The sequence below is a fragment of the Bacillus sp. F19 genome, assembly GCA_023823795.1.
Taxonomy (GTDB): domain Bacteria; phylum Bacillota; class Bacilli; order Bacillales; family Bacillaceae; genus Bacillus_P.
In genome coordinates this window covers 4,477,257-4,501,131 of record CP085710.1, presented here as the reverse complement: position 1 = coordinate 4,501,131, position 23,875 = coordinate 4,477,257, and the positions used below count along the sequence as shown (strand labels likewise).

The window sequence follows — 23,875 nt, the reverse complement described above, 5'->3', positions numbered from 1 at the left end:
TTCGCAAGCGTTCTTGAGAGAGGATAATGAAACTAATGTGATCTTAAAAACAGACACAGCGGTTCATGGGACCTCTGTGTCTTTTTGTGTGCAAAAATTGGTATCGAAAGAAGGAAATCTTGTTGAAAAAGCAATTTGCTGTATTTGGTCTTGGGCGTTTTGGAGGAAGTCTTGTAAAAGAATTTCATGAGTTGGGGATTGAAGTTTTAGCGGTCGATAAAGATGATGAAAAGGTTCAATATTATTCTCAATATGCGACACTTGCTGTACGGGCAAATGCAATTGATGAGGCGACACTGAAACAGCTTGGCGTCCGCAATGTAGACCACGCGTTTGTTTCATTCGGAGATGATATAGAAGCTAGTATCTTGACCTCTCTGCTGCTGAAAGAAATGGAGATTCCGCAAGTATGGGCAAAAGCTCAAAATGACTATCATCAGAAGGTTTTAGACAAAATAGGTGTAAATAAAGTCATTCATCCTGAACGTGACATGGCAAAGCGGATTGCCCATCATATTATTTCAGAAAAAATGATTGATTATATTGAGCTTTCAAAGGAATACAGCATGGTAGAGATGGTTGCTACAGCAAAAATTCACCGTAAAACATTGATTGATTTAGATATTAGGGCAAGATATGGATGTAATATTGTCGGGATTCAGCGAGATGAAGAGATGATTGTTTCGCCTCCTGCCGAAGAATCTATCAAATCAGGTGATATTCTGCTTGTAATTGGACGGAATAAGGACATCAGCCGTTTCGAGGAGGAGGGCATGTAGGTGATAAAGGAACATAAGCTGCAAAAAATGATTCGGCTTAATCCGTCTCAGCTATTGGTTATTATTTTTGCGGTTGGAATTGCAACTGGATCTGCATTATTGATGCTCCCAGTTTCAACTAATGAACCGATTAGATGGCTTGATGCGTTATTTATAGCGACATCAGCGATGACTGTTACAGGACTTACAACTGTGGACCCCGGATCAACCTTTACTTATACCGGACAATTTATCATTGCTATGCTGATTCAGCTTGGCGGATTAGGGATCATGTCATTTGGGGTTCTTATTTATATCGTATTAGGGAGGAAAATTGGCATTAAAGAAAGATTAGTGATGCAAACTGCGCTGAATCAAACTTCCATTGGAGGAGTCATAAATTTAGTGAAGTATTTGTTCTACTTTTCCCTTTCAATTGAATTCATTGCAATGATCTTTTTATCGTTTAGATGGATACCCGAGTATGGATGGTCTAAAGGTCTTTTCTACAGTTTTTTTCACGCGATTTCTGCATTCAATAATGCGGGTTTCGCTCTTTGGCCGGATAATTTAATGAGGTATGTAGGAGATCCGCTTATAAACCTTGTGCTTTCATCTCTTTTTATAATAGGAGGTATAGGTTTTACAGTGCTTGTTGATGTATGGAGAAAGCGCAGCTTTAAAAAGTTTTCATTGCATACAAAGCTGATGCTTGTCGGTACACTTGGGATAAACGTAACGGCGATGTTTATTATATTTGTTATTGAATATTCCAATCCTGCTACCCTTGGAGACCTTTCTTCGGGAAGTAAGCTATTAGCTTCATATTTCCAGGCGGTATCGCCCAGAACCGCAGGTTTTAATACATTGGATATGGCAAGTCTGGAAGATACGACCCTTTTTCTAATGGTCATCCTTATGTTTATTGGAGCAGGAAGTGCATCAACTGGCGGAGGAATTAAGTTAACAACAGCTGTCATTATCCTTCTGGCAACCATTACTTTTTTGCGGGGCAGAGAGGAAATAAGTGTTGCGAAGCGCTCAATTAACACTAGATATATAGTGAAAGCTCTTGCAATTACAGTGGTAAGTCTGCTATTTGTATTAGTGGCCGTGTTTATCTTAACCTTATCGGAAAATCTTACTTTTATGGAAATATTATTTGAAGTTGTTTCTGCTTTTGGTACAGTAGGACTGTCAATGTCTGTTACTCCTAAATTATCAGATTTGGGAAAAGAAGTGATCATTTTTATTATGTTCTTAGGGAAAGTTGGGCCATTGACGCTCTTGTTCTCTATTGCTAAACCACAAAAACAAAAAATTAAATATCCTAACGAAGATATATTAACAGGATGAAAAAAAGGCTTCGCATCTGCGAAGCCTTTTTTATTATAGATTTGAGAGGATTAACGAAGCAAGTACGCCTAAAGAAGCAATCAAACCTACGATCGGACCGCCTTCTTCGAATGCTTCGGGCATCATCGTCGAGGCCACCATTGCAATGATGCCGCCTGCTGCAAAGGCTCCAATAAATGCAATCACTGCAGAGTCGGCATTTTGCAGCAGCGAAAAGCCGAGAAATGAGCTGAGAGAAGAAAGAAGTAAAACGATCAGCCACATGAAAAGGATCTTTTTTTTGGAATAGCCATCTTTACGCAATCCGACAGAGCTTGAAAGACCCTCCGGAAAATTGCTGATGAAAACAGCTGTCACCATTAAGAAGCTGACTGTATTCTCCTGAAGCAGACTGACGCCGATAATAACCGATTCAGGAATAGCATCAATGACAGTTCCGATAAAAATGGATACTCCTGAGTGATTTTCCGGGTTTTGCTTTGAGCGTTTTCTGTCGCTTCCGCCCTTTTTAGTAATCAGCAATTCACATACTGTAAATGTTAAAGATCCAAAAATGAATCCGCCTGATGCTGCCAGCATTCCTCCGTCATCCACTGATTCCCTAAGCAGTTCAAAGGAAGCTGCCCCGATCAGGACACCCGTTCCAAACGACATAATAAAACCCAAAACCTTGCGCGGTATCTCCTTGTAGATGCCAAGCAAAGCACCCAATAAAATAGAGGAACCAGCAAAAGCTCCCCAAATCGCAGCCTGCAGCATTTGACTGATTTCCTCCTTACTTACTATCTAGCGTTAGCTTACCAAATATCTTACAAAGAATGCAAAAAGTACATATCGAATGAAAAGAATATTCTGTAAAATAAATTATAGGCGAGTTCATAAGGAGAGGTGCTGATTAAATTGGAAGCTAATTTGCTATTTAATCTAAAGAAATTTATGGATGCAGAGCTTTATGAATATACCGTTCAGAGACTATCAGAATTTCAAAAGCTTTGTTTTGAAGAATTTGATCAGCGTGCAGCGCATACGGATAGAGAGGGACAGCCAAAGCTTATCCGCTATGATAAATTCGGAAATGAAGTCTCGGAAGTCTGGCTGAACGAGGGGTATAAAAAAACAATCCAAGACACCTATCAAACAGGGATTGTCGGCTATTTGCATAAAAACATTCCTGAATTGAACAGAAAGGCAGACTATCACTATTCATATGCTTTAGGATATCTTCTGTCTCAGGTTGAATCAGGGTTTTATTGTCCAGTCACCCTTACGATGGCAACTGCCTATTTAATTGACGAATATGCAGATGAGGAACTGAAGGCGAAATATTTGCCTCATGTCATCTCAACAGGTAACGTTGAGCTTTATGAAGGAGCTACTTTTTTAACGGAAAGACAGGGCGGATCAGATGTGGGTGCAAATGAGACTAAAGCCGTAAAAGCTGACAGGGGGTATCATCTTTATGGTGAAAAATATTTTGCGAGCAATGCGGGTGCATGCAAAGTAGCAGCAGTCCTTGCCAGGATGGAGGGAGCGCCTGCTGGAACAAAGGGGTTGTCTCTTTTCTTAGTTCCCTGGAAAAAGGACGATGGAACTTCAAATCAAATTCATATCAGGCGTCTCAAAGATAAATTGGGGGTAAGGGCAGTTCCATCGGCTGAGGTTGAATTAAATGGGGCGGAAGCGTTCCTGATTGGTGATCCATCCAGAGGGTTTTACTACACGATGGAGGCTCTTAATCTTTCGAGAATCTCGAATGCCATCGCATCTGCTGGAATCATGAGAAGAGCTTATATTGAAGCAAAAGGCTATGCAGAGCAGCGGATGGCTTTTGGCAAAAAGCTGACGGAATCTCCTATGATTCAGGAAACGCTGTGTAAAATGGCTGTGCGGCAGGAAGTTCAGACCAGTGCCTGCTTTGAATTAATTCAGCTTTTTGACAAGGTAATGAGAGAAAAGACTTCCACAGATGAAGAAAAAATGCTGACCCGTCTTTTCATTGCGCTATTAAAAGCAAAGACGGCAGAAGAGGCAATTGCGTTTTCGCATGAGGCAATCGAAATGCATGGCGGAAATGGATATATTGAAGATTTTGTAACGCCAAGACTGTTGCGGGATTCTCAAGTACTGACAGTATGGGAGGGTACGGCAAATATACTTGGTTTAGAAGTATTGCGTCTCATTAAAAAGCATGCTGTTCATCTTTCGTTTCTCTCATGGATTAGAAAGAATTCGGCAGGCAGCTTAGCCATTAATAACGGAATAAGGGAACTTGAAGATTTGCTCGCTTTTCTGGAAAATCAAAAAGAAGATGGATGGAATTTTCATGCGAAAAAATTATCCGCTTTAATGTGTGATCTGCTGTTAAGTGCCATTGCGCTGAAAGATGCAAAATCAGGTGATCAGCGGAAACAGGCAATTGCAGATATATGGCTTGAAGACTGCTGGAACAACTCCCATAAGGATGAAAAAATGCTGGCCATAAAATATTATGATTTAATTGTTGAATCTAAGGGATCTGTTAAGAATGCATATATATAGAAGAAAACGAAAAAAGTCTTCCGGGTGGAAGACTTTTTTCATTTAAAAGGGTTTGAGTGTATATAAATTGGTTGGGAGACAAAATTATTTCTCGAGAATGATTTTCTCAAGTTCGTCGATCATTAAGTTAGCAGCTTTTACACCGCCTGCCGTGTTCCAAATCGCATCATCAACTTGGTAGGCTTTGCCTGCTTTTACTGCATCAAGGTTTTTCCAAAGCGGATCATTTGTAAATTCTTCTGCCTGTTTTTCAGCATCCGCTTTTGTTTCAGCAGGAGCATAAGTGAAGTAGAATAAATAATCTCCATCCATCTCTGGAATTAGTTCTTTTGTTACTTCGCGAACAAATAAATCATCTGGATTGTCTGAAAATAACTTTTCAAGGTTTGCAGGACGTGCAAATCCTAACTCTTCAAGGATGACACCTGAGAACGTATCTTTATAATAGATTCGTGTTGTTCCAGCCATGAAACGAACGATTGAAATTTCTTGATCTAGTTTATCGCCGGCTTTTGACTTAAAATCTGCAATGCGAGCTTCGTAATCAGCAAGCACCTTCTTGCCTTCTTCTTCGCGGTCTAATGCCTTAGCATAGAATTTAAAGTTCTCTTTCCAGTCGCCTCTAAGCGTTTCTGCATAAACAGTAGGAGCGATTTGGCTTAATTTTTCATATTGGTCTTCCTGACGCATTTTGTTTCCGATAATTAAATCAGGCTTTAATGCAGCGATTGCTTCTACATTAATTGCACTCTCATCACCAACAACTTCAACGTCTGTCATTTCATCTGAAATGTGATCATACCAAGGATCGCCTAACCAGGATTTAACAGCACCAACAGGTTTAATACCCAATGCAAGCAAAGCTTCTGTTCCTTCATTTGTCAAAATGACCACTTTTTCAGGTTTTTTAGGCACTTCAGTAGTTCCCATTGCATGTTCAACCGTATATGATTCGCTTTCTTTATCTTTGCTGCCAGTATCACCAGCCGCTTTATCTTTCTCGTTGTTTCCGCATGCTGCTAGAAGTACTGCTGATAAAACGATTGCAATAAGTGACAGCCATGTTTTTTGATATGTAGCTTGCATTTGTTGTTACCCCCATATTTCATTTGATAATGATTTTCATTTACAAGTTAAATAATAATTTTTTTCCTATCAGTTGTCAATATTTAATTGAAAATGATTTTCATTTATGAATAAAATATTAATTTTTCTGATTTCGATTGTCAATATTTAATTGAAAATGATTTTCAAATTCAATTGACTTTGTTACAATAGCTTTAGAAAAATATTAAGAAGTGATGGTTTCACATCAAGAGGTATAAACATGTTATTAAAGACTAATTTAATGAAAATAGCTGGACTTATCACTAGTTTTATTTTGCTTTTAGTGAGTATTTGTGCAAGTGTCGTGCTTGGCTATACACAAACCTCGTGGGAAACAGCCATTAATGCGCTTACAAATTTCAATGGTTCTAACGAACATTTAATTATTCAAACAGTAAGGCTTCCGAGAGCAGCAACAGCTGTTGTTGTTGGAGCTAGCCTTGCTGTTGCAGGGGCACTGATGCAGGCTCTTACTAAAAATCCGCTGGCGTCTCCGGGCGTATTCGGGATTAATGCAGGAGCGGGATTCTTTGTTGTGATTGCCGTATCTATGTTTGGCGTCAGCTCTTTGCAGGCCTTCACTTGGATTTCCTTTTTAGGAGCGGCAGCAGCTGCTTTCACTGTTTATTTTGCAGGTTCTTTTGGGAGAGAAGGATTAACACCAATGAAGCTTACATTGGCCGGAGCAGCGATGGCTGCTTTGTTTTCCTCGCTGACTCAAGGATTTCTTGTGAGTAACGAAGCTGCATTGGATCAAGTATTATTTTGGCTTGCCGGCTCTGTTCAGGGAAGGAAGCTTGAGCTTCTCTATAGTGTTCTTCCTTATATTGGAATCGCTTTTGTTATCTGTGTCTTTCTTGCATCCAAGATCAACCTGCTGATGATGGGTGAAGATGTCGCAAAAGGGCTCGGCCAGAAAACAGGCACCGTCAAATTAATGACGGCTGCTGTTATTATTCTGCTTGCAGGAGGAGCAGTTGCGATTGCAGGTCCTGTTGGATTTGTAGGGATTGTCATTCCGCATATTGCCCGTTACTTTGTCGGGAATGATCACCGCTGGATTCTTCCTTATTGTGCAGTACTCGGAGGAGTGCTTTTAGTGACGGCTGACATTGGGGCCAGGTTCGTCGCGATGCCTGAAGAAGTGCCGGTAGGAGTGATGACGGCTCTTGTCGGAACACCATTTTTCATCTACATCGCACGCAGGGGGTTCCAGAAATAATGAAAAGCTATCAATCTTTTAGAATAGGAAAAGGATTTATTTCTTTCCTTATTGATAAAAAAGCCTTAACGGTCTTCTGTGTTTTGCTCCTTGTCACTGCGTTTACCTTTCTTTTCAGTACAGGTATGGGTGATTTGAGAATCGGCCCGATTCAGGTGCTTAAAACACTGGCTGGATACGGGACAGAGATGGATGAACTTGTCATTCAGTCCTTCCGTTTGCCGAGAATCCTGATTGCTCTAATGGTCGGAATATCACTTGCTGTTGCAGGCGGCATTCTTCAGGGGATTATCCGCAATCCGCTTGCATCTCCCGATATCATCGGTATTACCGGCGGAGCCTCCGTCGCTGTTGTGATGTTTTTAGCCATATTCAGTGATAAAAATAATAATTTGACTGTTCCGATTCAGTGGATGCCTGTTGCAGCTTTCATAGGAGCGACAGTCATTGCCTTATTAGTTTATATTTTGTCATGGAGGGGCGGTTCTTCTTCTATAAGACTCGTTTTGGTCGGAATTGGACTTTCTATGCTTGCCCAGTCTCTTACAACTTTATTAATGATAAAAGGGCCGATCTACCGCGCGGCACAGGCAAATATTTGGATTACAGGAACTGTCTATTCCGCAACTTGGGATCAAGTAAAGATTATGGTGCCTATTACAATCGTATTAGTTATCATCAGCTTTATTTCTGTTAGAAACGTGAACATTCAGGAATTAGGGGATGAGCTTGCAACTGGTGTAGGAAGCGCCGTACAGCTCAATCGATTTATTCTGCTGCTGATTGCAACTGCATTAACAGGAAGTGCTGTTGCATTTGCGGGCGGAATCGGGTTTGTAGGTCTCATTGCCCCGCATATCGCCAGAAGACTCGTAGGGTCATCTTTCGGTGCTTTGCTTCCTGTATCGGCATTGCTCGGAGCGGTGCTCGTTATGGTTGCAGATTTGATTGGAAGAACCCTTTTTGCTCCGCTTGAAATTCCTGCAGGTGTTTTCACTGCAGCGATCGGGGCACCTTATTTCATCTACCTGCTTTATAGAAGCAGAAATAACTAGGCTGTTTCTGAAGCATCTGAAATTCATCCCGCAGCCAATAATTAATCCTTATGTGAAAAGGAGCTGGATAGTAAATGACAGCTATTAAAACAAAGGCGCTCACATTGTCATATGGAGAAACAACCATTATTAATGAACTCGATTTAGAGATTCCAAAAGGCGAAATCACTGTATTCATAGGCAGCAATGGCTGCGGAAAATCAACGCTTCTGCGTTCAATTGCACGGCTTTTAAAGCCTGATAAAGGCGCAGTTCTCTTAGAAGGAGAAGCCATTGCGAAGCTTCCCACAAAGGAAGTGGCAAAGAAACTCGCCATTTTGCCTCAAGGTCCTGCTGCACCGGAAGGTCTGACGGTTCTTCAGCTCGTCAAACAAGGCCGTTATCCTTATCAAAATTGGCTCAAACAATGGACGGAAAAAGATGAGAAGGCAGTTATGAGCGCATTAGATGCTACAGGAATGCTGGAATTTGCTGAAAGACCGGTTGATTCCTTGTCAGGCGGACAGCGTCAGCGTGCCTGGATTGCCATGACTCTAGCTCAGGATACGGATATTATTTTACTTGATGAACCAACGACTTATTTAGATATGACTCATCAAATCGAAATTCTGGATCTGTTATTTGAGCTGAATGAAAAAGAACAGCGTACGATTGTTATGGTTCTTCATGACCTTAATTTAGCCTGCCGGTATGCTCACCATATTGTCGCTATAAAGGATAAGCAAATCTATGCAGAAGGCAGACCGGAACATGTGATTAATTGCAATCTGGTGAAGGATGTTTTTCAAATGAACTGCGAAGTTACAATGGATCCGCTATTTGGAACACCTCTGTGCATTCCGCATGGAAGAGGCCGGTGCATTATTAAAGAGGCGGCTATTTAATCATGAACCATTTTTCAAAAGAAGAGATCGAGCATTTATCGAGATTCAGGCTGAGTTTAGATCGAAGTGAATCAGCCTTATCGATAGAAGCGGCAAACTTGCTGGAACCTGATTTTCTTTCAAGTTACTTAATTAAGATCCAGCCAAGAATTCATTCAGACAGATTGAATGTTACAGGATCTATGCTTGTTAAACGTTACGCCTTTCTTGCAGCTATGGCCCTTTTTTCCATGACTGTTTTTGGGAAAAAGATGAATACTGACCCTTTAAATTTAACACTTGAGACAGATGATAAGGATCCTTTATGGCTCCCTTCTTTTTACTTTCATTCGTTGGAGTGTGTTTCTGCTGGAGAAAGCAGAGATGCGTGGAGAGACGAAATTCTGAGAGATTTATTTCGGAATCACTTAAGTAAAATTGTGACCATCGTGTCAGAGAAAGCTAGAATTTCTAAACTGATCCTTTGGGAGAATATCGTCCTTTACGTTGTATGGATGTATAACACGCTGCTTGCAAACATACCTGAGTATGTTACGATAGAGCAAATACAGGCGGATTATATGTATGTAGTGAAAGAAGCAGACGGAGAACTTTTCGGAGAAGGAATGAAAAACCCTTTCCTGCCTTTCTATAGAGAACAAGGGCAAGTAACAAGACAAACATGCTGTCTTTACTATCTGACTTCTGAGAAAAAAGATCGCTGCAGTACTTGTCCGAAGCATTGTTTAACATAATGGATGATTAGGAGGAGATCTTGTTGCAGGAAAATCTTAAAGAACCGCTGAATGGCCTGATTGAAAAATACACTGAATTGCTTCTTGGAGAGGCGACGCCTGAACTTCAGGAAAAAGTGAAAAGCTGGGTGATTTATTCACATATTGCCAAGTCCATGCCGCCGCTTGCGAAGCATTGGAATGAAACGTATCCGGCAGAGAAAGAAAAGGTCAAACAGCTTATTTCTGAAATTAAGCAGCTGAATGAACAGCATCGAGCAAAATCACAGACAAATAATAATGAATCATAATCTCAGAGAACAATGAAAGAGCTCTGGGATTTTTTATTTTTGATCGTTGGAAGACTCTTTTGATTTAAGATATAAGAAAGTATTTGTTGCTTCGATGTCTGGCTCCTCCATAGCCCCCCTCCTCAGCCAGAACAAATCCGCAAAAAAAAGTCAAACCCGGACCTTTTCTGCCGGGTGATAGTCTGCCATGCCTGAGCTAAACAGGCGCTTGCGCTTTTCTTATAAGGAAATAATAGATAGGCACACATAAGAAAAAGGGTATAATGGATCCTGAAACCGCTTTAATAGATCCATCCTCATAAGTGACTGTGTGTTCCCACTTCAGCCAAACAATCTCAAATGCATAGCCTGCCGCATATAAAAGACCTACAGAAAATAGATAGATTAGCACGGATGCCGCATAATATTTCATAGAAATATCAACTCCAAAATTTTCCTTTATTTTGATTATACTGTATATTTTAAAAGAGGAAAAGAGCTGCAAAATCTTTTATCAGTGAATAAATTCTTGTAAAAATGGGGGACTAACAAGTTATGTGTCAGTCAATAGCAATGATCCGTCCAATTGAAACGAAGGATCTTATTCATTTATGGAAGATCAAGTATAAAGACGAGCATCCTGAGTGGAAGAATTGGGATGCACCTTATTTTGAACATAAGAATCTTACTCTGACAGACTTCCTTTCACAGAAAGACAGTATCGTAAATCAAGAAGATTATTGGGCGATCGCTGCAGGTGAAAAAATCATCGGGACAGTAAGCTATTATTGGGAGCATGAGCCTTCACTATGGCTTGAAATGGGGATAGGCATTTATGATCCTTCTTATTGGAACGATGGACATGGAACGAAAGCCTTCCGCTTATGGATAGATCACCTATTTGAGACATTGCCCATTGTAAGAGTCGGCTACACCACATGGTCTGGAAATATAAGAATGATCAAAGTGGGAGAAAAGCTTGGCATGACAGTAGAGGGACGCATGAGAAAATGCAGAGTGGTAAATGGAGAATACTACGATTCCATCAGAATCGGTTTATTGCGGGAAGAGTGGGAAGAACGATTTGCAAAAAGATAAATTTTATAAAATGATAAAAAGCGGATTCGACCTGGGATCGTGAGGGGTATAGATAGAAGAAGAGTAATTGCCAGGGAGAGTGAATACAAATGGACGATACAAAACCAGTTATCGGCATATCAAGCTCAGTAGTAGATCACGGAGATATACCGAGCGTGCATGTGCATCAAAAATATATCAGTTCTGTCATTCAGGCGGGGGGCATTCCGGTCGTTATACCTCTTGTAAATGATGAAATGGCAAAGGTTATTGTGTCAAAATGTGATGGCTTCATCTTAAGCGGCGGGGAGGATGTGGACCCTCATTCTTACGGTGAGGACCCGGACCCGAAACTTAGAAAAACAAATGGCACGCGTGATGAAATGGAAATAGCCGTCGTGAAATATGCGAAAGAAAATAAAAAGCCCGTTTTTGGAATCTGCAGGGGCATAGCTATGCTTAACGCAGCTCTTAGAGGAACGGTCACCCAGGATATCGAAAGCAATTACGAGAATCCGATTAAGCATTATCAAACAGCTGACCGCCCAAATCCAACTCATGAAATCACGATTGAGAAAGGCAGCAAACTGCAGAACATTTTTGGAACAGAAACAGTCCGTGTGAACAGTATGCATCATCAGGCAGTCGGAAAGCTTGCAGATGGACTAGTGGCAACAGCCAAGGCAACTGATGGGATTATAGAAGGAATTGAAGGAACCGATAATGAGTGGTATGTGCTTGCTGTTCAATGGCATCCTGAGGAAATGGCTGCCCAGGATGAGGCGATGCATAATCTGTTTAAAACATTTGTAGGTAAATGCAAAAAAAAATGAAAGCGGCATAATGCTGCTTCCATTTTTTTTTTTTGTTTCGATTCTTGAAAGACACAAGACTTTTTTTAAATGTGGACGTTCACAATTGTACGGAATTATTTGTGAAAGTCTTGGAATAATCTTAGAAAGTCTCGGAATTAAATATAAAAGTGTGGGAATTAATACGAAAAGTCTAGGAATAAAGGTTGTAAATCAAGAAATGTCGATTCCGCTTATCTTTATTGAAGATAAGGTGATTGCTGCTGCAGATAATCAGCAAACTGCTGATAAGATTGCTGAAGCTTTTGGCTGTCCGCTGCTTCAAGCTTGTACCAGCCGTTTTTGTACATTACATTATATAATTCTCTTTGGCAATTTTGAGTTTCGTTGAAGATTCCCTGAATATCCTGATAAAGAGAATCATGGCTCATCTCATTTAGGGCTGTGCAATAAGAATCTGTCATATATTTTTCAGTAGCCAGCAATTCATTAATAAAGTCACGGTCATTCATTTGAGGGGTTTTAGGTACCTGTGTTTCAGGGTTGCCGATTTTATTCTGGTTCTGATTATTATTCATCCTGCACCTCTCCTACTGAAGCTGAGTTCTGTATGCTTCCTGATTTGGATTTAAATGAGTTAAAATTTTAGAATAATGCTGTTCATGCATTTTTCCAACCTTCTCAAGCTCGCTTTTTAATTGCTGATCACTGCATTGTGATGCAAAGAAGTGAGCTTTTTTCATGGCAAGCAGATTCCATGAAAGCATATCTGTTAAATAAAGGTGATCTTTTGTTGTAATGACAGACGGCGGCTGCTGCATCATTCCTTGCTGTGTGCCTGTATTCTGCTGTTGTTGCATAGTATAACCTCCTTCAAACATTTTCTTCCTTATCGTTCCTAATCCATAAAATTCTATACGGAATTTTAGTGAAGAGTATTGCAAATGTACTTACAAACTATTCTAAAAATGATAAAATAACAGATAATTCTTAATTTTTGCGCTGAAGAGCGGGGGACTTCATATGGAGCAATTACTTCGAAGCTTTTTTTTGTTTTTATCAAAAAATAAAGTACTGACCAAAGCAGCTAAAAGGTATGGACTGAGATTTGGAGCGGCTCGCTTTGTTGCAGGAGAAACAATTGAACTGGCAGCGGCTGCAATTAAAGAGCTAAATAAGAAGGGTTTAGATGTTACGATTGATTATTTGGGAGAATTCATCGATAACGAAGCAGAGGCTAATGAAATGGCTGATCATTCAATAAAAGCAATTGAAGCAATAGGCAGGGAAGATCTGCAGTCACAGCTATCCTTAAAGATGACTTCTATGGGTCTTGATATCTCAGATGAGGTTGTCCTTCGGAATATGCGGAGGATTCTTGAAGCCGCAAAGATAAACAATGTTTTTGTGACCATTGATATGGAAGACTATTCGCGCTGCGGGAAAACAATAGAAATCTTTAAAAGCCTGAAAAAAGAGTATGATAACGTTGGAACGGTTATTCAGGCTTACCTATATAGAACGGTCAAAGATCTCGATGATCTGAATCAGTTTCATCCCAATTTACGGCTTGTTAAGGGAGCTTATAAAGAATCTCCGCGTGTAGCTTTTCCTGAAAAGAAAGATGTGGACGAAAACTTTAAGAAAATAATCAAAATGCATTTAGTAAATGGAAATTATACAGCAGTCGCAACCCATGACGATGCAATAATCGAATTTACAAAACGGTTTGTAAAAGAAAACAACATCCCAAATGGCCAATTTGAATTTCAAATGCTGTATGGCATCAGGCCGGAACGCCAGCTCGAACTAGTGAAAGAAGGATATAAAATGCGGGTGTATGTCCCATACGGAATAGACTGGTACGGTTACTTTATGCGCCGTCTTGCAGAAAGGCCGGCAAACGTGGCATTCGTTTTAAGGGGTATGGTTAAAAAATAAGAAGAAACAAGGAAGCGATAGACTTTTTCAGGGAGCTCATTTATCTGATTTTCAAGCATTTTATTGGCTCACGGGCCACCCGTGAAGGAATATGGCTGGCTGTCCTCTCCAATGTTATTTTTACGCCTTTTACTACTTCAATAAACGAGTGACGGAGAGTAACAGAATAAAAAAGCTGATTCCCTACTGAGAATCAGCTTCCATCTTTATTTATTCATGTCCCATGTTTTTCTTTTTATATTGCTGATTTGTACTCGAGCGTTTGCCCCCGCCGTCCATTTCATTTGTTGGACCAGAGCTGCCTTTTACGCTGGATGCACTTACTCCTGCTTTAGATGGTTCTTTCTTTAATCTTGCCATAATTGGTCACCTCCTGGCTTTTAGCCTTCCCGACCCGCTTTTTTTCATTCTGTCAGCAATAAATATGTGAATTTTTTGTAAATGTATTGAACAAATTTTCGAAATATTTTATATTAGTATATAGAGGAATTGATTCCTGACTATTTTTTTCACCAAAAAATGAATGAGTATTCATTCAAATTGACAAAAGGGGGAGCATTCATGGTTCAGCGAATTAAAAAAGCTGCAGTTTTAGGATCTGGTGTTATGGGTTCAGGAATTGCTGCACACTTGGCAAATATCGGAATCCCTGTTTTATTGCTTGATATCGTCCCGCGTTCACTTACGGACAACGAAGAGAAGAAAGGGCTGTCTTTAGAAGATCGATCTGTCAGAAACCGAATCTCTAATGAATCTATCCAAAAGTTATTAAAACAAAAGCCGGCTCCGCTGACTGCTAAGGAAAATCTTTCATTGATCGAAGCGGGTAACTTCGAAGATGACATGTACAGATTGTCTGAAGCTGATTGGATTATTGAAGTAGTCGTTGAGAATTTAGACATAAAGAAAAAAGTCTTTACATTAGTAGATCAATATAGAAAACAAGGCAGTATTGTAAGCTCTAATACATCAGGAATCTCAGTTGAGGCGATGTCAGAGGGAAGATCTGAGGATTTTCAGAAGCATTTCCTTGGAACACATTTCTTTAATCCGCCCCGTTATTTAAAATTGCTCGAAGTCATTCCAACAAAAGCAGCATCATCTGAGGTTTTATCTTTCATTAAAACGTTCGGGGAAGATGTGCTTGGCAAAGGCGTCGTTGAAGCGAAAGACACTCCAAACTTTATCGCAAACCGAATCGGAACATACGGTCTGCTTGTCACTGTTCAGGAAATGCTGAAAGGAAACTACAGTATAGGCGAAGTGGATTCTGTCACAGGACCGTTAATCGGCCGCCCGAAAAGCGCCACCTTCAGAACTCTGGATGTTGTAGGACTCGACACATTTGCACATGTAGCGCAAAATGTTTATGACCAGGTTGAAGGAAAAGAGAAAGCTGTTTTTGAAATTCCTGAATTTATGAAGAAAATGCTTGAAAATGGCTGGCTTGGAAGCAAATCGGGCCAGGGCTTCTTCAAAAAAGAAGGAAAAGAAATTCTTGAGCTGAATCCTGACACACTCGAATACGGAGAAAGAAAAAAATTAAACTCCCAAAGCATAGAGATTGCAAAACAGGCAAAAGGTGCAGCAGCCAAAATGAAAGCGCTTATCTATTCTGTGGACAAAGCTGGCCAATTACTATGGAATATTACAAGTCCGACACTCCTTTACTCGGCACAATTATCAGGAGAGATCGCAGATGACATCGTTGCGATTGATGAAGCAATGAAATGGGGCTTTGGCTGGCAATATGGTCCATTTGAGACATGGGATGCCATTGGGCTCTCAAAGTCGGTTGAAAAAATGGAGGCAGAAGGCCAGAGTATTCCGGCTTGGATTAAAGACATGCTTGAGCGTGGATTTACTTCATTTTATAAAAAAGAAGATGGCATCTCTTATTTTTATCATGAAGGTGATTACAGACGCATCCAGCAAAACGAAAAAGTCCTTGATTTAAAAGATATAAAAGAGAAAAAAGGGGTCATTAAAAAGAACAGCGGTGCAAGTTTAATTGATCTTGGAGATGATGTTGCCCTTCTTGAGTTCCATTCCCCAAATAATGCGATTGGCATGGATATCATTCAAATGATCAATTTCGCAATCGATGAAGTCAGCAGAAATTACAAAGGGCTTGTCATCGGAAATCAGGGCAAGAACTTCTGTGTTGGAGCAAATCTTGCGATGATTTTAATGGAAGCACAGGATGACAACTATTTTGAAGTTGACATGGTTGTCCGCCACTTCCAGCAGGCGATGATGAAGATTAAATATAGTCCAAAGCCAGTTGTAGCAGCACCGTTTGGCATGACGCTCGGAGGAGGAGCTGAAATCTGTCTGCCTGCTGCGCATATACAGGCTTCAAGTGAAACATATATGGGATTAGTGGAAGCAGGCGTTGGCTTAATCCCGGGCGGTGGCGGAAACAAAGAGCTTTACATTAAACTGCTTAACAGTATTCCTAAAGGCGTAGACTTTGATCTTCAGAATGTCGCAAATAAAGTCTTTGAGACAATTGCTACTGCAAAGGTTTCAGCCTCTGCTGCTGAAGCGAGAAACAATTTTTTCTTAAATGAAAGCGATTCTGTGAGCTTTAATGGAGATCATCTCCTGCATGATGCAAAGCAAAAAGCAATTGAGCTGTTTGATAAAGGATATAAAGCACCTATCCGCAAAAAGGTTCCGGTTGTAGGTGAAACAGGATATGCAGCACTGCTGCTAGGTGCACAATCCATGCTTCAATCAGGATATATTTCAGAGCACGATTTAAAAATCGCAAAAAAACTTGCTTATGTCATTGCTGGCGGCAAGGTTCCATTTGGCACCGAAGTGGATGAACAGTACCTGTTGGATTTAGAAAGAGAAGCTTTTCTGAGCTTGGTTCAAGAGGGCAAGTCACAGCAAAGAATGCAGCACATGCTTGTTAAAGGGAAACCACTACGTAATTAGGAGGGTGCACTGTTATGAGAGAAGCGGTCATTGTAGCAGGTGCGAGAACACCTGTAGGAAGAGCGAAAAAAGGATCACTTGCAACTGTAAGACCAGACGATTTAGGAGCTCTAGTTGTAAAAGAAACGCTGAAGCGTGCCGGGGGCTATGAAGGAAATATAGACGATTTGATTATCGGGTGTGCAATGCCTGAAGCAGAACAGGGATTAAATTTAGCGCGAAACATCGGGGCACTGGCCGGACTGCCTTACACAGTTCCCGCCATTACCGTTAACCGCTACTGCTCATCAGGATTGCAGAGTATTGCCTATGCAGCAGAAAAAATTATGCTTGGACATTCAGATACAGCGATTGCAGGCGGAGCAGAATCAATGAGCATGGTTCCGATGATGGGGCATGTTGTCCGTCCAAATGCAAATCTGGCTGAGAACGCTCCTGAATATTACATGGGAATGGGGCATACAGCTGAGCAGGTGGCAAGAAAATACGGCGTTAGCCGTGAAGATCAGGATGCATTTGCCGTACGCAGTCATGAGCGCGCTGCAAGAGCCATCCAAGAAGGCAAATTTGATGATGAAATTATTGCAGTAGATGTCAAACAAAGAAGCGTTGGAAGCGACAATAAGCTTCATGAAAAACATTTCCAATTCTCGAAAGATGAAGGTGTACGTCCTGGAACAAGCATGCAGATTCTTGCGAATTTAAGACCTGCATTTTCCGTTAAGGGATCTGTAACAGCGGGCAACTCTTCACAAACAAGTGACGGGGCTGCGGCAGTTATGGTGATGGACCGTGAAAAAGCAGATGCACTAGGTCTGCAATCCCTTGTAAAATTCAGGTCCTTCGCTGTGGGAGGAGTTCCGCCTGAGGTAATGGGGATTGGCCCGATTGAAGCGATTCCCCGTGCTTTAAAACAAGCTGGACTGAGCTTATCTGACATCGGACTTTTTGAACTGAATGAAGCATTTGCCTCTCAATCGATCCAGGTGATTAGAGAGCTTGGATTAGATGAAGATAAAGTGAATGTTAACGGCGGTGCAATTGCACTCGGGCATCCGCTTGGCTGTACGGGAGCAAAGCTGACCCTGTCCCTTATTCATGAAATGAAGCGGCGCAATGAACAATTTGGAGTTGTTACAATGTGCATCGGCGGCGGAATGGGCGCTGCAGGAGTGTTCGAACTAGTTTAATGATCTTGAAATAAAACTTTAGTAAACGGGGGAACCATACATGTCTAAAACGACAGAAAATGTAATTAAAGGCGGCAGCTTTTTATTAGATGATGTGACTTTTGAAAGTGTATTTACACCTGAGGATTTTACAGATGAGCATAAAATGATTGCTAAAACGACAGAGGATTTTGTCGTAAATGATGTTTTGCCGCACTTAGAAGATATTGAGAATCATCAATTTGATAAATCTGTGAAGCTGCTTAAGCAAGCAGGCGAGCTGGGTCTGCTTGGAGCAGATGTTCCTGAAGAATACGGCGGCCTTGGACTCGACAAAATCAGTTCAGCTTTGATCACAGAAAAATTTGCACGTGCAGGCAGTTTTTCATTATCCTACGGCGCGCATGTAGGAATCGGATCTCTTCCAATTGTGCTCTTCGGCAATGAAGAACAAAAACAGCAATATCTTCCAGACCTTGCAACAGGCAAGCGTATTGCAGCTTACGCATTAACTGAGCCTGGTTCCGGATCAGATGCGCTGGGTGCAAGAGCAACTGCGAGATTGAATGCTGAAGGCACGCACTATGTACTGAATGGAGAAAAGCAATGGATTACAAACTCTGGCTTTGCTGATGTTTTTGTAGTCTATGCAAAAGTTGACGGCGAGCACTTCTCGGCTTTCATCGTAGAAAAAGAATATCCTGGAGTATCAACAGGACCGGAAGAAAAGAAAATGGGAATCAAAGGCTCTTCAACTAGAACTCTTATTCTTGAAGATGCATTGGTTCCCAAGGAAAATCTATTAGGCGACCTTGGGAAAGGCCATGTTATCGCATTTAACATCCTTAACATCGGAAGATATAAATTAGCAGTGGGAACTATCGGCGGATCAAAACGCATTATCGATGTCTCTGTTCAATATGCAAATCAGCGCCAGCAATTTAAAACGCCAATCAGCAGCTTCTCTCTGATTCAGGAAAAACTGGCTAATATGGCTTCTAAAACCTATGCAATGGAAAGTTCTGTATACCGTACTGTAGGGTTGTTTGAAGACCGCATGAGCCGTCTGTCGTCTGAAGAAGTGAAAGACGGTAAAGAAGTAGCTGCTTCCATTGCCGAATATGCAATTGAATGTTCATTAAATAAAGTATTAGGATCTGAGACGCTTGATTATGTAGTAGATGAAGGCGTTCAAATCCATGGCGGATATGGTTTTATGGCAGAATACGAAGTGGAAAGAGCGTACCGTGATTCCCGTATTAACCGCATTTTCGAAGGAACAAATGAAATTAACCGCTTATTAGTGCCTGGAACGTATTTACGTAAAGCAATGAAAGGTGAACTGCCATTGCTGCAAAAGGCACAGGCTCTGCAGGAAGAGTTAATGATGCTCATGCCTGAAGATGTTGGCGAATGCGTTCTTGAACAAGAAAAACATTTATTGAAGAATGCTAAAAAGATCGGCTTGATGATCGCAGGGCTTGCTGCACAAAAGTACGGTCAGGCATTGCAGAAGGAGCAAGAATTATTAGTGAACATTGCAGATATCGTAAGCTGCATTTATGCAATGGAATCAGCGATTCTGCGCACTGAAAAAGCAATCAGCAAAGCAGGAGAAGCAAAGAGCGCTCAAAAGCTCCTGTATACACAAGTGTACTGTCAGGAAGCATTTAATGAGATTGAAGCACACGCGAAGGAATCATTAGTTGCAATTGAGCAGGGCGATACGCTTCGCATGATGATTTCGGCACTCAGAAAATTCACGCGTCACACTCCGATCAACGTGATTGCCAAAAAACGAGAAATTGCAGCTGCATTAATTGAAGAAAATGGTTACCGCGCTTAAAACAAAGTGTAAGAAATGGATCTTTTCCAGTAACGGAAAAGGTCTTATTTTTTTGAGGAAACTAAATTTTACATAATATAAACTTGTGATTATGATTGTCCAATTGATTGTGGTAAAATAATCTTGTTCAATTACGGTTGCAGGTGGTGAGAAGAGTGGCTATTACGTTTTATTGGTATCCTAAATGCGGTACATGCCGAAAAGCAAAAAAGTGGTTTGAAGATCACAATTTGCAGGTAGAAGATGTACATATTGTCGAAAATCCACCGACAAAAGAAGAATTAAAAACGATGCTTGATAACAGCGGGATAGAAGTAAAGAAGTTTTTCAATACCAGCGGTCAAAAATACCGCGAATTAGGCATGAAAGAGAAGGTTGCTTCTTTATCTGATGAAGAACTGCTTGAGATTCTGGCATCAGACGGCATGCTTATCAAACGGCCATTAGCAACAGACGGCAAGAAAATTACCGTCGGCTTTAAAGAAGATCAATTCGAAGCAGCGTGGACAAAGTAGTAGAAGACTTTAACTTCAGTCTTTTTACAAATAAACATGATAAAACTTGGAGGTAATAAAAATGAACACACCAAAAGAACTTCGTTATTCTGAAGAGCACGAATGGGTTAAAGTTGAAGGCGAAAAAGTACGTATCGGCATTACCGATTTTGCTCAATCAGAACTTGGGGATATTGTATTTGTTGAGCTTCCTGAAGTTGGAGATGAAATTAAAGCAGACGAGCCTTTCGGAAGCGTTGAGTCTGTAAAAACGGTTTCTGAGCTTTATGCGCCAATCAGCGGAAAAGTTGTTGAAATCAATGAGGATCTAGATGACAGCCCAGAATTTGTAAACGAATCTCCATACGAAAAAGCATGGATGATTGTTATCGAGCCAAGCAATGTAAGTGATGTTGACAGCCTAATGACTGCTGAGCAATATGTGGAAATGACAAACGAAGACTGATAAACGGCATGAAATCGGGACCCCCCTAGGTTTAAAAAGGAGGGTGTTCAAGGATGTCATTTGAAAAGAAGCGCTTAGATATTACAGACCGGGTAACAGGACGCTTTTCAGAAGGTCAAATGAACTTATTTTTTGAAAAAGAGCAAATTGGCACAATGTCTTTTAGTCAAAATGGAAATCAGGTTTCATTGAAAAATGGATATGAAGAAGAAAACCATTCCTTTTTCCAGTATGTAGATTGTGACGAAGAAAACGGCTGGTGCTAATCGAATGGCAGTGGAATGTTCCACTGCCATTTTTGTTCAATTATTTTAAGAAACAACCTCATGCAATTCGAATAGGTTATAAGATAACACATACTTTAACTGAATAGGTGATGGCGATGTCTGCAATTGAGGTTGAAAAGGTCATAATTGTTGAAGGAACATCTGACAAACGAAAGGTTCTTAATGTTGTTAATGAACCTGTAGAAATTATCTGTACAAATGGAACAATAAGTCTTACTCGATTAGACGAAATGATTGATGCTCTGTTTTATAGAGACGTATACGTGCTCGTAGACTCAGATGAATCAGGGGATCGCCTCAGAAAGCAATTCAAGCGGGAACTGCCCGAAGCTGCGCATTTGTTTATAGATAGAATGTACCGTGAAGTTGCGACTGCACCTGATCAGCATGTTGCTGCTGTGCTATTAAGCGCAAATATCGATGTACAGGCGAAATACTTATAAAATAAAGGGAGTCTCATGAAAAGCAATGATTGAAATAAAGGAAGAACAATTAGATATGTTTGCTGAAAAAGAATTTGGCATCCTTTATCTTTACACTCCGTTTTGCGGAACATGTCAGCTTGCAAAAAAAATGCTGTCTGTTGTTGAAGAGTTGCTCCCAGCTTTAGCGATTCATACGGCAAACCTAAATTTCCTGCCTAAGCAAGCGATAGAGTGGGGAATTGAAAGTGTTCCCTGCCTGCTTATATTTGAAAATGGAACGGTTACCCACAAGAAATATGCCTTTCATTCTGTTGAATATATTTATCAAATATTGAAAGAATATGCCGCCTGAGCAGGGCGGCATTTGACATATTTCTTGGGAAATAGAAAAAACGATTATTTTGTCTCTCCAAGTCCAATAAAGTGTCGAACCTTTCATAAAGGTGATAAGTCGTATTAAAACGAATTAATACGTTATGATCTGATAGGAAAGAAATGGGGAGAGAAAAAGAAATGGACTTATTTTCGTTTGTAGAAAAAATGAATGCGTCTTATTTTATTCAGCCTCTGCTTCCAAACGAAGAATTGAGAATACGGATAACCAGTTCAAAACAAAAACCCATCCTGCTTGTTTTAAAAAAGGGGGCATGTTTTTTAAGCAGTGACAATGACAATCTTTCAGCACATGTACTGGTTTCAGGTGATGAAAATCATCTTTCTGACTGTTTTCATTCACCAATCAGACTTCTTCAGCTCTCAAAGCTTGGAGCGATTGAAGTAAAAGGATCATTTCGCAATGTACTAAGGCTTGAATCCATTATCCAGTTGTCTAAATAATAATCTAAAAATTCAAACTACTAATTGACTGGGTAAATGAAGCGGTGTTACAATTCATTTAGATTCAATAGTTTGATCTTATCAAGAGAGGTGGAGGGATTTGGCCCTATGAAGCCCGGCAACCGGTTATTGCAACACGGTGCCAATTCCATCAGAGCAGGCAAGACTGCTCTGGAAGATAAGAAGAGATATGGTGATTCAGCCTCTTCTTTGAAGGGGTTTTTTATATGATTAAATGAAAAAGGGGATGGGAAATATGGGACAAAATAAGTATCGGCTTGAGACGTTAAATGTACATGGGGGTCTGCAGAAGGATCCTGCAACAGGAGCCCGGGCTGTGCCAATTTATCAGTCTAACGCCTATGTTTTTAATGACACGGAACATGCATCGGATTTATTTGCCTTAAAGGAGCAGGGTTACATTTATACCCGGATACATAATCCTACCTCAACGGTTTTTGAAGAAAGAGTTTCCCAATTAGAAGGGGGTGTAGGAAGTCTTGCTGTAGCAAGCGGCATGGCAGCGATAACGCTTGCCGTATTAAATATTGCCGGAACAGGGGATGAGATTGTCTCTGCCTCAAGCCTATACGGTGGGACCTACAACCTCTTTCAAACCACTTTGCCTAAGTACGGAATACAGACTAAGTTTGTAAATGCGGGTGATCCTGAGAATATCAGGGATGCCATATCGCCTAAAACAAAGGCCATTTTTGCAGAAACGATTGGCAATCCAAGTCTGCAGGTACTCGATATAGAGGCAGTTGCAAAAATCGCTCATGAAGCCGGTATCCCACTAATAATTGATAACACCTTTGCAACTCCTTATTTATGCAGGCCGATCGAACACGGAGCAGATATTGTCATTCACTCTGCCACCAAATGGCTGCTTGGAAATGGCACGACCCTCGGAGGAATTATCGTAGACGGAGGAAAGTTTGATTGGAACAGCGATAAGTTCCCGGGCTTTACGACACCAGATCCAAGCTATCACAATCTTGTATATGCAGAAGCATTGCCAGAGGCTGCCTTTATTGTAAAAGCCCGAGTTCAGCTCCTCAGGGATCTAGGGCCGGCTATTAGTCCTTTTAATGCATTTCAATTTAATCTTGGAGTAGAAACACTTCATGTAAGAATGAAAGAGCATATTTTTAATACGAGAAAAGTGGTTGAGTATTTAAATGAGCATCCTGCAGTTAAATGGGTGCTGTACCCTGAAGATGAACAGCACCCTGACAAGGCCCTCTCAAATAAATATTTAGCTGAAGGGGCAGGAGCGGTTGTAGTGTTCGGCATTGATGGCGGCCGTGCAGCCGGCGCCAAGGTGATTAATTCTGTTAATCTGTGGTCGCATGTAGCAAATGTCGGAGATGCCAAAAGCCTGATCATTCATCCTGCCAGCACGACACATCAGCAGCTGGATGCAGAAGGCTTAAAAAAATCAGGAGTAACAGAAGATTTAATTCGATTGTCAGTTGGGATTGAACACATAGATGACCTTCTGGAGGATCTTGAACAGGCAATTGAACAAGCAACGGGTGTGAAATCATTAATTGAATCATCCGTCTTTTCGAATTAAATAAAAAACTTTTTGATTGACACCGTCTTTTGGCACGTGATAAAATCACACACATACTACTAACTCACTAAAA

27 protein-coding genes and 1 riboswitch are annotated in these 23,875 nt (G+C 40.7%); of the genes, 21 read left to right on the top strand and 6 right to left on the bottom strand.

From position 1 onward, the window contains the following. The first annotated feature begins 122 nt into the window (after positions 1–122). Both LIT25_23150 and LIT25_23145 read left to right on the top strand, forming a co-directional pair. Complete coding sequence (locus LIT25_23150) at positions 123–779, top strand: TrkA family potassium uptake protein (GenBank protein ID USK33381.1); 657 nt, start codon at positions 123–125, stop codon at positions 777–779. A gap of 27 nt (positions 780–806) precedes the next feature. Further along, positions 807–2,114 carry a TrkH family potassium uptake protein gene (locus tag LIT25_23145; GenBank protein USK36389.1) on the top strand — a complete coding sequence of 436 codons (1,308 nt, stop codon included), beginning with the start codon at positions 807–809 and terminating at the stop codon, positions 2,112–2,114. A gap of 33 nt (positions 2,115–2,147) precedes the next feature. On the opposite strand, the gene LIT25_23140 is transcribed toward LIT25_23145, so the two are convergent. Beyond that, a complete protein-coding gene (locus LIT25_23140) occupies positions 2,148–2,873 on the bottom strand; it encodes a ZIP family metal transporter (GenBank protein USK33380.1) in 726 nt (241 codons plus the stop codon). A gap of 177 nt (positions 2,874–3,050) precedes the next feature. On the opposite strand from LIT25_23140, the gene LIT25_23135 reads away from it, so the two are divergent. After that, on the top strand, positions 3,051–4,652 hold the full coding sequence (locus tag LIT25_23135) for an acyl-CoA dehydrogenase family protein (protein USK36388.1): 1,602 nt from the start codon (positions 3,051–3,053) through the stop codon (positions 4,650–4,652). 84 nt (positions 4,653–4,736) lie between these two features. Here LIT25_23135 and LIT25_23130 read toward each other — a convergent pair whose 3' ends face one another. Continuing rightward, on the bottom strand, positions 4,737–5,738 hold the full coding sequence (locus LIT25_23130; GenBank protein ID USK33379.1) for an iron-siderophore ABC transporter substrate-binding protein: 1,002 nt from the start codon (positions 5,736–5,738) through the stop codon (positions 4,737–4,739). Between the two features lie 241 nt (positions 5,739–5,979). On the opposite strand from LIT25_23130, the gene LIT25_23125 reads away from it, so the two are divergent. From LIT25_23125 to LIT25_23105, 5 genes are all read left to right on the top strand, one after another. Then, positions 5,980–6,981 (top strand): iron ABC transporter permease, encoded by a 1,002-nt coding sequence (locus tag LIT25_23125; GenBank protein USK33378.1) that lies wholly within the window; start codon positions 5,980–5,982, stop codon positions 6,979–6,981. Next, positions 6,981–8,036: an iron ABC transporter permease gene (locus LIT25_23120; GenBank protein USK33377.1), complete on the top strand. Its 1,056-nt coding sequence runs from the start codon at positions 6,981–6,983 to the stop codon at positions 8,034–8,036. The genes LIT25_23125 and LIT25_23120 overlap by 1 nt, the downstream gene beginning before the upstream one ends. A 74-nt stretch (positions 8,037–8,110) precedes the next feature. Beyond that, a complete protein-coding gene (locus LIT25_23115) occupies positions 8,111–8,920 on the top strand; it encodes an ABC transporter ATP-binding protein (protein ID USK33376.1) in 810 nt (269 codons plus the stop codon). Positions 8,921–8,922: 2 nt separating this feature from the next. Beyond that, entirely contained in the window at positions 8,923–9,654 is a 732-nt protein-coding gene (locus LIT25_23110; GenBank protein ID USK33375.1) for a (2Fe-2S)-binding protein, read from the top strand. Between the two features lie 23 nt (positions 9,655–9,677). Further along, the gene (locus LIT25_23105) at positions 9,678–9,944 is read left to right on the top strand and encodes a YusU family protein (protein USK33374.1); all 267 of its coding nucleotides are present in this window, start codon (positions 9,678–9,680) and stop codon (positions 9,942–9,944) included. 196 nt (positions 9,945–10,140) lie between these two features. On the opposite strand, the gene LIT25_23100 is transcribed toward LIT25_23105, so the two are convergent. Further along, a complete protein-coding gene (locus tag LIT25_23100; protein USK33373.1) occupies positions 10,141–10,356 on the bottom strand; it encodes a hypothetical protein in 216 nt (71 codons plus the stop codon). 122 nt (positions 10,357–10,478) lie between these two features. Here LIT25_23100 and LIT25_23095 point away from each other — a divergent pair, with 122 nt between their 5' ends. Together LIT25_23095 and LIT25_23090 are read left to right on the top strand one after the other, a co-directional pair. Then, positions 10,479–11,021 carry a GNAT family N-acetyltransferase gene (locus LIT25_23095; protein ID USK33372.1) on the top strand — a complete coding sequence of 181 codons (543 nt, stop codon included), beginning with the start codon at positions 10,479–10,481 and terminating at the stop codon, positions 11,019–11,021. Positions 11,022–11,110: 89 nt separating this feature from the next. Continuing rightward, positions 11,111–11,833 (top strand): gamma-glutamyl-gamma-aminobutyrate hydrolase family protein, encoded by a 723-nt coding sequence (locus tag LIT25_23090; GenBank protein ID USK33371.1) that lies wholly within the window; start codon positions 11,111–11,113, stop codon positions 11,831–11,833. Between the two features lie 218 nt (positions 11,834–12,051). Here the strand turns inward: LIT25_23090 and LIT25_23085 are convergent, their stop codons facing one another. Then, positions 12,052–12,390, bottom strand: coding sequence for a spore coat protein (locus LIT25_23085; protein ID USK33370.1), 339 nt, complete (start codon positions 12,388–12,390; stop codon positions 12,052–12,054). 12 nt (positions 12,391–12,402) lie between these two features. Beyond that, a complete protein-coding gene (locus LIT25_23080; GenBank protein USK33369.1) occupies positions 12,403–12,672 on the bottom strand; it encodes a hypothetical protein in 270 nt (89 codons plus the stop codon). A gap of 163 nt (positions 12,673–12,835) precedes the next feature. Here LIT25_23080 and LIT25_23075 point away from each other — a divergent pair, with 163 nt between their 5' ends. Continuing rightward, positions 12,836–13,753: a proline dehydrogenase gene (locus LIT25_23075; GenBank protein USK33368.1), complete on the top strand. Its 918-nt coding sequence runs from the start codon at positions 12,836–12,838 to the stop codon at positions 13,751–13,753. 210 nt (positions 13,754–13,963) lie between these two features. Here LIT25_23075 and LIT25_23070 read toward each other — a convergent pair whose 3' ends face one another. Beyond that, the gene (locus LIT25_23070) at positions 13,964–14,113 is read right to left on the bottom strand and encodes a YuzL family protein (protein ID USK33367.1); all 150 of its coding nucleotides are present in this window, start codon (positions 14,111–14,113) and stop codon (positions 13,964–13,966) included. A gap of 201 nt (positions 14,114–14,314) precedes the next feature. Between LIT25_23070 and LIT25_23065 the strand changes: the two genes are divergently transcribed. The 10 genes from LIT25_23065 to LIT25_23020 all read left to right on the top strand — a co-directional run bounded on the left by LIT25_23065 (position 14,315) and on the right by LIT25_23020 (position 23,802). Beyond that, positions 14,315–16,699: an enoyl-CoA hydratase/isomerase family protein gene (locus LIT25_23065; protein ID USK33366.1), complete on the top strand. Its 2,385-nt coding sequence runs from the start codon at positions 14,315–14,317 to the stop codon at positions 16,697–16,699. 14 nt (positions 16,700–16,713) lie between these two features. Then, positions 16,714–17,889 (top strand): acetyl-CoA C-acetyltransferase, encoded by a 1,176-nt coding sequence (locus LIT25_23060; GenBank protein USK33365.1) that lies wholly within the window; start codon positions 16,714–16,716, stop codon positions 17,887–17,889. A gap of 40 nt (positions 17,890–17,929) precedes the next feature. Continuing rightward, on the top strand, positions 17,930–19,714 hold the full coding sequence (locus LIT25_23055) for an acyl-CoA dehydrogenase family protein (protein ID USK33364.1): 1,785 nt from the start codon (positions 17,930–17,932) through the stop codon (positions 19,712–19,714). Positions 19,715–19,869: 155 nt separating this feature from the next. After that, a complete protein-coding gene (locus tag LIT25_23050) occupies positions 19,870–20,229 on the top strand; it encodes an arsenate reductase family protein (GenBank protein USK33363.1) in 360 nt (119 codons plus the stop codon). A gap of 61 nt (positions 20,230–20,290) precedes the next feature. Next, positions 20,291–20,674 (top strand): glycine cleavage system protein GcvH, encoded by a 384-nt coding sequence (gene gcvH, locus LIT25_23045; GenBank protein USK33362.1) that lies wholly within the window; start codon positions 20,291–20,293, stop codon positions 20,672–20,674. Between the two features lie 53 nt (positions 20,675–20,727). Next, positions 20,728–20,940, top strand: a complete 213-nt coding sequence (locus LIT25_23040; protein ID USK33361.1) for a YusG family protein — start codon at positions 20,728–20,730, stop codon at positions 20,938–20,940. A 116-nt stretch (positions 20,941–21,056) separates the two neighbouring features. Further along, positions 21,057–21,404, top strand: coding sequence for a toprim domain-containing protein (locus LIT25_23035; GenBank protein ID USK33360.1), 348 nt, complete (start codon positions 21,057–21,059; stop codon positions 21,402–21,404). Positions 21,405–21,429: 25 nt separating this feature from the next. Further along, complete coding sequence (locus LIT25_23030; GenBank protein ID USK33359.1) at positions 21,430–21,738, top strand: thioredoxin family protein; 309 nt, start codon at positions 21,430–21,432, stop codon at positions 21,736–21,738. A gap of 161 nt (positions 21,739–21,899) precedes the next feature. Then, a complete protein-coding gene (locus LIT25_23025; protein ID USK33358.1) occupies positions 21,900–22,223 on the top strand; it encodes a hypothetical protein in 324 nt (107 codons plus the stop codon). 75 nt (positions 22,224–22,298) lie between these two features. Beyond that, positions 22,299–22,408, top strand: a riboswitch (SAM riboswitch). A gap of 71 nt (positions 22,409–22,479) precedes the next feature. After that, complete coding sequence (locus LIT25_23020) at positions 22,480–23,802, top strand: O-acetylhomoserine aminocarboxypropyltransferase/cysteine synthase (GenBank protein USK33357.1); 1,323 nt, start codon at positions 22,480–22,482, stop codon at positions 23,800–23,802. The last annotated feature ends 73 nt before the right edge of the window (positions 23,803–23,875 follow it).

Coding starts and splice junctions, on each gene's coding strand:
- LIT25_23145 (USK36389.1), top strand. CDS start 807: ATGATTCGGCTTAATCCGTCTCAGCTATTGGTTATTATTTTTGCGGTT.
- LIT25_23140 (USK33380.1), bottom strand. CDS start 2,873: ATGCTGCAGGCTGCGATTTGGGGAGCTTTTGCTGGTTCCTCTATTTTA.
- LIT25_23135 (USK36388.1), top strand. CDS start 3,051: ATGGATGCAGAGCTTTATGAATATACCGTTCAGAGACTATCAGAATTT.
- LIT25_23130 (USK33379.1), bottom strand. CDS start 5,738: ATGCAAGCTACATATCAAAAAACATGGCTGTCACTTATTGCAATCGTT.
- LIT25_23125 (USK33378.1), top strand. CDS start 5,980: ATGTTATTAAAGACTAATTTAATGAAAATAGCTGGACTTATCACTAGT.
- LIT25_23120 (USK33377.1), top strand. CDS start 6,981: ATGAAAAGCTATCAATCTTTTAGAATAGGAAAAGGATTTATTTCTTTC.
- LIT25_23115 (USK33376.1), top strand. CDS start 8,111: ATGACAGCTATTAAAACAAAGGCGCTCACATTGTCATATGGAGAAACA.
- LIT25_23110 (USK33375.1), top strand. CDS start 8,923: ATGAACCATTTTTCAAAAGAAGAGATCGAGCATTTATCGAGATTCAGG.
- LIT25_23100 (USK33373.1), bottom strand. CDS start 10,356: ATGAAATATTATGCGGCATCCGTGCTAATCTATCTATTTTCTGTAGGT.
- LIT25_23095 (USK33372.1), top strand. CDS start 10,479: ATGTGTCAGTCAATAGCAATGATCCGTCCAATTGAAACGAAGGATCTT.
- LIT25_23090 (USK33371.1), top strand. CDS start 11,111: ATGGACGATACAAAACCAGTTATCGGCATATCAAGCTCAGTAGTAGAT.
- LIT25_23085 (USK33370.1), bottom strand. CDS start 12,390: ATGAATAATAATCAGAACCAGAATAAAATCGGCAACCCTGAAACACAG.
- LIT25_23080 (USK33369.1), bottom strand. CDS start 12,672: ATGCAACAACAGCAGAATACAGGCACACAGCAAGGAATGATGCAGCAG.
- LIT25_23075 (USK33368.1), top strand. CDS start 12,836: ATGGAGCAATTACTTCGAAGCTTTTTTTTGTTTTTATCAAAAAATAAA.
- LIT25_23070 (USK33367.1), bottom strand. CDS start 14,113: ATGGCAAGATTAAAGAAAGAACCATCTAAAGCAGGAGTAAGTGCATCC.
- LIT25_23065 (USK33366.1), top strand. CDS start 14,315: ATGGTTCAGCGAATTAAAAAAGCTGCAGTTTTAGGATCTGGTGTTATG.
- LIT25_23060 (USK33365.1), top strand. CDS start 16,714: ATGAGAGAAGCGGTCATTGTAGCAGGTGCGAGAACACCTGTAGGAAGA.
- LIT25_23055 (USK33364.1), top strand. CDS start 17,930: ATGTCTAAAACGACAGAAAATGTAATTAAAGGCGGCAGCTTTTTATTA.
- gcvH (USK33362.1), top strand. CDS start 20,291: ATGAACACACCAAAAGAACTTCGTTATTCTGAAGAGCACGAATGGGTT.
- LIT25_23040 (USK33361.1), top strand. CDS start 20,728: ATGTCATTTGAAAAGAAGCGCTTAGATATTACAGACCGGGTAACAGGA.
- LIT25_23035 (USK33360.1), top strand. CDS start 21,057: ATGTCTGCAATTGAGGTTGAAAAGGTCATAATTGTTGAAGGAACATCT.
- LIT25_23030 (USK33359.1), top strand. CDS start 21,430: ATGATTGAAATAAAGGAAGAACAATTAGATATGTTTGCTGAAAAAGAA.
- LIT25_23025 (USK33358.1), top strand. CDS start 21,900: ATGGACTTATTTTCGTTTGTAGAAAAAATGAATGCGTCTTATTTTATT.
- LIT25_23020 (USK33357.1), top strand. CDS start 22,480: ATGGGACAAAATAAGTATCGGCTTGAGACGTTAAATGTACATGGGGGT.